Raw genomic sequence first — 8,123 nt, forward strand, 5'->3', positions numbered from 1 at the left:
TGACTCCGACTCCGATAGTCCGATAGCGACAGCGACTCGGACAGCGACTCCGACTCGGATAGCGATAGCGACGCTGACTCCGACGCGGATGCCGATGATGGTGATCTAGCCTTCGCTCACACGGGGTCGAACAGTAATCCTGTGTTGACAACCTATTTCTTTGATCCAGACGGGCACTTAACTGTCGAAGGCATCAGGACAACGGATATCAGCTTCCTGAATGCCTTGTCTCCTAACTGGACTTATACGAATGCCAAATCATCGGCCGTGAACTACCACTTTAAAGATGTTACGGGCGATGGGATTGCCGATTTTGTCTATGGCAATCAAGGCAGTGGCGCGATCATTGTGCTTGAAGGCAACGCCGATGGCACGTTCAACAATGATCCGTCGCAAATCATCCAAACGGATATGAGTCAATATTCCAATAGCGGCCAGCTTTGGTCAGGAGGCTTTACCGGATCCAATAGCAGCTTCATCGAGGACGTAACGGGCGATGGCATCCGTGATTGGGTGGTCGGTAACAGTCAGCCCAATGCTGGCCAGGCAAGCCTGCTGGTTTTTGCCGGAAATGGCGATGGCACCTTCAACAACAATGCTATCGAAACGTTTGGCATGACCGGAACGTGGGCGAGCGAGAACACGATTATCCATAACTATGTGGGCGATGTAGGCAGCGGGGGCAAAGCTTGGATGCATATAGATGTGCCAAGCTTTACCATCAGCGTGAACTATTTCAATTCTGATGGGACAATGCAAACAACGGCGGTGACTACAAATGTCTCCGTCCTCAATGATCCAGCAAATGGAAGATCTTATCATCAAAATACAGGCACCGCTCATCTATTTGGCGATGTCAATGGTGACGGGTATGTGGATTATGTCTACGGCTATTCAAATAACGGCTCTATCCTCGTTCTGGCGGGGCAGGCCGATGGTACCTTCGACACTAGTAATGTCATTGAGACCGACATGAGTGGCTGGGTAGGTCCAAATAGTTCCACAACTTGGGTGCGCTATGACGGCGCTTACCTTGGTGATGCCACCGGTGACGGTATTCTCGATTATGTCGCTGCTATTGGTACCTATACGGTGATCTTTGAGGGTATTGGCGATGGCACGTTCTCAACGACCTCAACCATCACATCGCTCACGTCCGGAGCTGAGTGGGATCAAGGGACTTATGGGTGGAGCGAATACGGGGAGTTGGCCCATATTGGTGCCTCAACAACTACGGTGGCTAATGCCGACACGCCAGCTCCCAATCCGTCGATAGAAGCGACATTGGCGGAAGGGAGATCTGATCAGGGCGGTGTAAGCGGCCTGGCTGATGCTTCCGCTCCCAATAGTACGAGCAGCTCGGATAGCTATGTTAGGGACGATGGCACCGACAGCTCGCATAATTTCGCGCGGTTCGGCCATTCCGAGAGCGACACGTTCTCGCTCTCCGGCAGTGGGATCCATCTCGACCTTGCGAAGCTTAACTCGTCTTCCGTCGCCAATGCCGAGGTGATCGACATTACGGGCAGAGGGTCTAACAGCCTGACGCTCACGGTGGACGACGTGAAGGATCTCCTGGATCATTCGGGCCAGAATGAGTTGAGAATCCTGGCCGATGCCAATGACAAGGTGGAGGTCAAGGGTTTTGCGGAGACGGGTCAGACGGCCACGGTGGATCATGTGACTTATGATATCTACGAATCCTCGGATGGTACCCATCTCTGGGTTCAAGAAGATACCCACATGGTCGTTTGATCGGGATAGACGGGGATTGACCCACTCCCTTCCCCGTCTCGGCTCCTCTCCCGCTGCGGTTTTGCTGCGGGAGAGGGTCGAAACCGCAGGCAAGCCTTCGAGCTGCCATTAACCGGGACATTTCGCCCCGGTTATTCAAATCCAGTCGTCATGAATAGAGATCGTATTGTTTCAGTTCTGTACCCAAGGCAGCGGCGCGTATCCGGTTTGGTATTCACAGGTACAAGCGTGGCTCAGGCGTTCCGGTCATCGGATCAGTAACAGTAGAACTGTAAACGCGTATTCAAAGGGGGGTATCCGAGTGATCGATGTAATCGTGAAGATGTTGGAGCAACAACTCCGACATCGAAAGATGGTGCTCGCAATGTTTGTTCTGGCGGGCCCTGTCTTACAGGGATGCGTGTCGGCGAGCGACATCATGGCTGAACGAGCAACCAGACCGGTTCAAACAGGCACAGGTGGTGATGTGCGGAAGGACAAGCGAATATCATTTTCCACCCAGCCGCCCGGCAAGGACGGTTCTCTGCCGCCGGTGACCGCGGTTCGATCTGCGAAAGAGCCGGGAGGTTTGCGCGATACAGTGGTCGCCGCCCTGGACTATAGCACTGAGGTACGTGGAGCACGCACCGCAATTGCGGCAGCGGACGCCAACGTGGAAGTGGCGCGTTCCGGTTATTATCCGACACTGCAAAGCGAGGCTGGTATTGGCACGGGCAGCTCTCATGATTATGGCGTAACGCTTTCGCAACCGCTTTACGACTGGGGTAGGACGTCAGCACAGGTCTCCGGCGCGCAGGCAGGGCGTTCGGCAGCTTTTGTGGAGTTCTCGGCGCAACGCGAGCAGATAATGCTGGATGCCGCGAGCGCCTATATCGCAGTTGCACGCACCACGGAACTGGAGCGGGTGGCGGCCGACGAGTTGACGGCCTATCAGCGGATCAGCGGTCTTGCAAGGCAGCGAACCGAAGGAGGGTATGGCGATGCCACTGAAGCGGCGCTCGCGCAGCTGCATGTGGATCAGGCTCAATCTTCTTTCGAGGAGACGCGCGGCAAAATTCAGGATGCGCGCAGCGTTTTTATGTCACGCGTGGGACGTGCGCCGGGTGCGCTCGCTCCCGTGCCCGAACTTTCAACGACATTGAAGACAGCATTGCGCTTGTCGGGCAGTAAAACTGGGGGCGAGGCGAGCCTGGGCGATCGCGCGGACCAATCTCCATCGGTAAAAGCCGCTCTGGCGCGTGCAGAAAAGGCGAACGCCGATGCGACGGCGCAAAAGGCGGAATTGTTCCCAACACTTAGTGCTGAGGCTTACGTGCGTGGCGACAGCGATGATGACGGTCTGAACAATGGAATTGGACTGCGCCTGAATGGCCCTACCTTGACCGGGTTCAGCAATTTCAGGCGAGCGGAGGCCGCGCGCCGTCTTGCCGAGCAGGAAAGATGGAATGCTCAGACATCGAAACGTGACGTGCTGCGCCAGGTCCAGGCCTTTCTGGATCAGGAGCCGATACTGCGTTCTCGCCAGGCCGGCCTGAAGGAACAGCGCAAAAGAGCTGTGCAATTGCGCGATCTCTATGAGGACCAGTTCAAGACAAGTAAGCGGACATTGTCGGATCTGGTGACCGTGCAGTCGGAACTGACGCAGATCGAGACCGCGTTAATCAACGCGCAGTTCGATCTCTATGATTTACAGTACCAGGCCGCGGGTGCTTTGGGACTGCTTGGAAATCTCCTGGCGATTGCTCCGGTTTCTGAAGAGGAATCTGCGTTGCAGAGCAACGGCGTGTCAGGTTCGGCAAGTCAGAGGCAGCGCTCACGGCCGAATAAGGCACGCGCCTGCAATGTGTGCGCGTTGCCGAAGAAGGCAGGTTAACAGGTGAACTCGATGAACACGAACTGGTTTAGACGACAATTCCCGGCTGAAGCGTTTAACGGCTTGGGATCCGCGGCGGCAGCCGCCATGAAAGTTGCTCACCAGGCCAGGGGTTCCGAAGGCGCGCCCGCAAAGGAGCCTACGGCGGATGCGCCGGGATTGGATCTCCTCGATGCACTTGTATTATTGTGCAAGCTTCACGACCGCCCGGTCACATATGGCGAACTCACCGCAGGACTGCCGCTTGAGGAAGGGCGGCTTACCATCAAGCTTCTGCCGCGCGCCGCGGCACGGGCGGATCTGAGTATACATGTGCGACGAGGCAAATTATCCGCCATCAAGCCTCACCATCTGCCGGCCCTGGTGATCCTGTTTGACGGTACGACTGTTGTGTTTGTCAGCCGTGAAGGAGAACAGTGTCGTATTCTCCATCCCGCGGGCAGTGGTTACGAAGAGCTGATACCGCTGGCTTCTCTCGACGCGCAGCATACGGGTCTGGTGATTTTTGCTACGCCATTGGTGCGGTTGGATGATCGCGCTGGCTCGTATGCAGCCGAGCCTGCATCGCATTGGTTCTGGAGCGAGATCACGCGGTCCAAATGGGATTTCGTCGAAGTAGGATTTGCGGCGGCTTTGGCTAATATTCTCGCTCTGGGAGTATCCCTGTTTTCCATGCAGGTCTATGACCGCGTGGTGCCCAATCTTGCATTCTCAACGCTATGGGTATTGGCCATTGGAATGCTGGTAGCGATCGCGATCGAAATGATTGTACGTGTTGTGCGTTCCAATTTGATGAATGCCGTTGGAAAGCGAATAGATCGCAAGCTCTCCGCGCGCGTTTACGAACAAGTGCTAGGTATACGTCTTGAGGCCCGCCCAGCAGCTGTGGGCGCTTTCTCGAGTCAAATCCGCGAACTCGACGCGGTTCGTGACTTCTTCACCTCGACAACGATTGGCACGTTGAGCGATCTGCCCTTCGTCGCATTATTCCTGGCAGTTATCTGGCTGATCGGCGGTCCCCTAGTCTGGGTGCTGATTGCAGCGATCCCCTTCATCGTGCTTCCAGGGCTATTAGCACAGTGGCCGCTCTCTAAGATGTCCCGGGAGAAGCTGCGCCAGGGAGCGGTGCGCAATGGCGTGCTCATTGAAGCGCTTTCCTCCGCTGAGACAGTCAAGGCTCTCCAGGGAGAAGGGCGCTTCCAGCTGCTTCTTGAAGAATATACGGACTACGTCTCGCAAAACAGCATGCGGACGCATCGTCTTTCTTCTCTTCTTAGCTACGGGGCTTCGGCTGTACAGCAGGTCACTTACATCATGGTCATAGTGGCGGGGGTATATGAAGTCGCTGCCGGCAATATAACGACGGGCGGGATGTTGGCCGCAAGCATATTGAGCAGCCGCACGATCTCTCCTCTCACCCGACTATCTTCCATTTTTGCGCGCTGGCAGCAGATGCGAGCCGCTCTGAAGGGTCTGGATGCGGTCATGCAATCTCCGATCGACCGGCCTGTGGGACGCCGCTTTGTGCATCGTCCCCGATTGAAAGGGGAATTCAGTGTCGAAGAGCTTGCGTTCCGCTATGATGATGAGGGCGGGCCCATTGTGCAGATTCCGTCCCTGTTCTTCTCTGCCGGTTCGGCGACGGCTTTGCTGGGCGCCAATGGTTCGGGTAAATCAACACTATTAAAACTGCTTGCCGGCCTCTATCAGCCGACGGAAGGACGCATCATCCTGGATGGGACAGAGATGCGTCAGATTGATCCCATGGATCTGCGCAAGGCGATTGGTTATCTGCCCCAGGATGTAAAGCTGTTTTATGGAACTGTTCGCGATAATCTGACTATCGGGCTTAGAGACTGCGAAGACGAAGAACTCCTTGAGGCGTTGAAATTCGCGGGCGCCGAAAGCCTCGTTGGCAATCATCCACTCGGGCTCGATCGCAAGCTTGGGGAAGGGGGAGCTGGAATGTCCGGCGGTCAACGCCAATCGGTAGGTCTTGCGCGATTATGGTTGCGCGACCCACGTATCGTATTGTTGGATGAGCCGACCGCGGCGATGGATCATGCGCTGGAGATGGGTGTTATTGAAAATCTGCGGGGATGGTTGTCAGGACGCACCTCGATCATTGCTACGCATCGCCAGCCGATCCTGTCGCTTGTCAATCGTGCCGTAGTGATGAAAAACGGGCGTCCCGCTGCCGACGGCCCTGTTGAGGGTGTGCTTGCAGCCTTGTCGCCAAATAATGACTCAACCCGGCGAGCCTAGGAGGGCAGTATGGCTTATCAGGAAAGCGCCCGCGGAGGCATATATGGTGGCTACCGGGCAGGGTTCGGAGCTACTGAAAAAACCTTGTTTGGCAGACCCGTTTTGTGGCTGTTTGCGGCGACGGTGACCGCGTTTTTCGTTTGGGCCGCAAATGCTCCATTGCAGGAGATCACGCAGGGACCTGGAAAAGTAACCCCGTCGAGCCGGGTTCAGGTCATCCAAAGTCTGGATGGCGGTATTCTCCAGCATCTTGCTGTCCAGGAAGGACAGGAGGTGGATACTGGTCAAGTTCTGGCGACGCTCGAAGATACGCGGTCCCGCTCTGCCTATCAGGATATGGATGGTCAGGTCATCGCCTTGCGAGCTGCGTTGAGCCGTTTAGCGGTCGAACAGGCAGATGGGGATGAGTTTCAGTTGCCCGAAGATGTTGCGGAGCATCGGGATGTTGCCGATGTGGAAGAAAAGCTATTTGCAGCGCGCCGGCGCGCGCTCAGGGAGACGACAGCTTCGCTGGAAGATCGCTTGGCCTTGGCGCAGCGCGAGTTGAAACTGGCTCAACCGCTTGTAGCAAAAGGGGCGGTATCCACCGCCGATGAAATCAAATTGCAGCGCAATGTCGCGGACTTACGCGGTGAACTGATAGAAACGCGCAACCGATACTTTCAGGAAGTCAATGAGGAAATAGCGAAGAAAAGTGCTGAGCTTTATAGCTTGGAGCAGCAACTGAAGGATAAACGCGCAGCTTTGGCTCGCACTGAACTCAAATCGCCGGTGCGTGGTATCGTGAAAAAACTTGAGGTGACCACTCAGGGCGGCGTTGTGCAGCCGGGTCAAACTATTATGGAGATCGTGCCGCTGGATGATGCACTTTATGTGGAAGCACGCATCAAGCCCAGAGATGTTGCGTTCCTTTATCCCGGTTTGCCTGCGACGGTGAAGATCACCGCTTATGAGAGTCAGATTTATGGAAGTCTCCATGGCGAACTCGTATTTATAAGTGCGGATACGATTGTTGATGAAAAGCCAGTGCAGCAACGGGACGCGGAGCCCTATTATATGGTCCGGGTCCGTACTGATAGGGCGGCACTTAAGGGCCCTGACGGACCGTTGCCGATCAAGCCTGGCATGATGGCTGAGGTCTTTATCGAGACAGGAAGCAAGACGGTGCTGACATATCTGTTAAAACCGCTGTTACGCGGCCAGGAAGCGCTTACCGAACGTTAATGCTGTGATTTCTGCTGGTACTGGCTCTGACTCACATTTGCTGCTGTTGCGGATGAAGTTTCGCTGGTTCACTGGAGGATCAGCGAATGCACCATCGATTTCAGCGCGCGAGCTTGGCGCCGGGCGGATTTGCGATAGATGAAGTGAAGGTTATCGCGGAGAGCGTTCAGATCCTACTACGCTCGCGCTGGCCCTCTGGGACTTGTCCCGGCTGCGGACGGGAAAGTCGAAGAGTTCAGAGCCGATATGTGCGCCGGCCCGCAGACCTTCCGCTCGGCGGGCGGCGACTAGAGCTGGCTATCGTGGCTCGTCGATTCTGGTGTGATGCCGTCCTGTGCGGGTGACGCATTTTCTGCGAGCAGTTTGATGGCGGCGTGTTGGCTCGTTATGGTCGACGCACCCAACGGCTGGAGATGATCGTCGTGGATCCCAAGCTTCTGACTTACGCGGAAAGACTGCGGTACGAAGGATATCTGCGTCGTCAGGAAACGAATGAGGCGATCCGAGAACTATCAAAGAAGAGGGAACCTCAATTCGGCAGACTGTCCGGTAAACCGGTCACAGCCGAAAGCTTGTACGAGATGTCTTCCGAACGCGCCCCAGCTCACTGGATAGCCGGCTGCCCTGGCGCTCTGGCGCGAGATGAAGGCGAAGGGCTTTCCGGGGCAGAGAGGCGTCATCTCGCAATGGGCTCAACGCCGACGTCTCGTGGAAAAGGCCAACGGGCTCGCCAGAACACCATCCGCAAGGGGCATCGCTCGGCTGATGACCACCGCACGCGATGACTTGGCGCAATCCGAAGCGATCCATTGGCGACTTCCCATCCATGATCCGCTCGAAGACTGCGCATAAGCTCGATGGCTGGCTTGAAGCAGCTAAGAGCAGCCTAGCTGGATCGTTTGCCAGCGGCGTCGAAAAGGACATTGCCGCCGTCCGCAACGCTATTGCGGATTCCGATCTGAAGCCGTCCGGCATTCCGATCAATTACCGGCCACCATTCCGATTT

The 8,123-nt window shown here is 56.0% G+C and carries 6 protein-coding genes; all 6 read left to right on the forward strand.

The window, feature by feature from the left end; all coding sequences use genetic code 11:
* Positions 1 to 144: 144 nt before the first annotated feature.
* Positions 145 to 1,755, forward strand: a complete 1,611-nt coding sequence (locus ATN84_RS12825; RefSeq protein ID WP_153020226.1) for an FG-GAP repeat domain-containing protein — start codon at positions 145 to 147, stop codon at positions 1,753 to 1,755.
* Positions 1,756 to 2,056: 301 nt separating this feature from the next.
* The gene (locus ATN84_RS12830; RefSeq protein ID WP_082766273.1) at positions 2,057 to 3,628 is read left to right on the forward strand and encodes a TolC family protein; all 1,572 of its coding nucleotides are present in this window, start codon (positions 2,057 to 2,059) and stop codon (positions 3,626 to 3,628) included.
* A gap of 12 nt (positions 3,629 to 3,640) precedes the next feature.
* The gene (locus ATN84_RS12835) at positions 3,641 to 5,893 is read left to right on the forward strand and encodes a type I secretion system permease/ATPase (RefSeq protein ID WP_068882065.1); all 2,253 of its coding nucleotides are present in this window, start codon (positions 3,641 to 3,643) and stop codon (positions 5,891 to 5,893) included.
* 9 nt (positions 5,894 to 5,902) lie between these two features.
* Positions 5,903 to 7,117 carry an HlyD family type I secretion periplasmic adaptor subunit gene (locus tag ATN84_RS12840; RefSeq protein WP_068882066.1) on the forward strand — a complete coding sequence of 405 codons (1,215 nt, stop codon included), beginning with the start codon at positions 5,903 to 5,905 and terminating at the stop codon, positions 7,115 to 7,117.
* An 86-nt stretch (positions 7,118 to 7,203) separates the two neighbouring features.
* A complete protein-coding gene (locus tag ATN84_RS28150; RefSeq protein ID WP_153020227.1) occupies positions 7,204 to 7,461 on the forward strand; it encodes a transposase family protein in 258 nt (85 codons plus the stop codon).
* A gap of 482 nt (positions 7,462 to 7,943) precedes the next feature.
* A partial coding sequence (locus tag ATN84_RS27645) for a hypothetical protein (protein WP_210172566.1) occupies positions 7,944 to 8,123 on the forward strand: 180 nt, incomplete at its 3' end.

Source organism: Paramesorhizobium deserti (assembly GCF_001558695.1).
Lineage (GTDB): Bacteria > Pseudomonadota > Alphaproteobacteria > Rhizobiales > Rhizobiaceae > Paramesorhizobium > Paramesorhizobium deserti.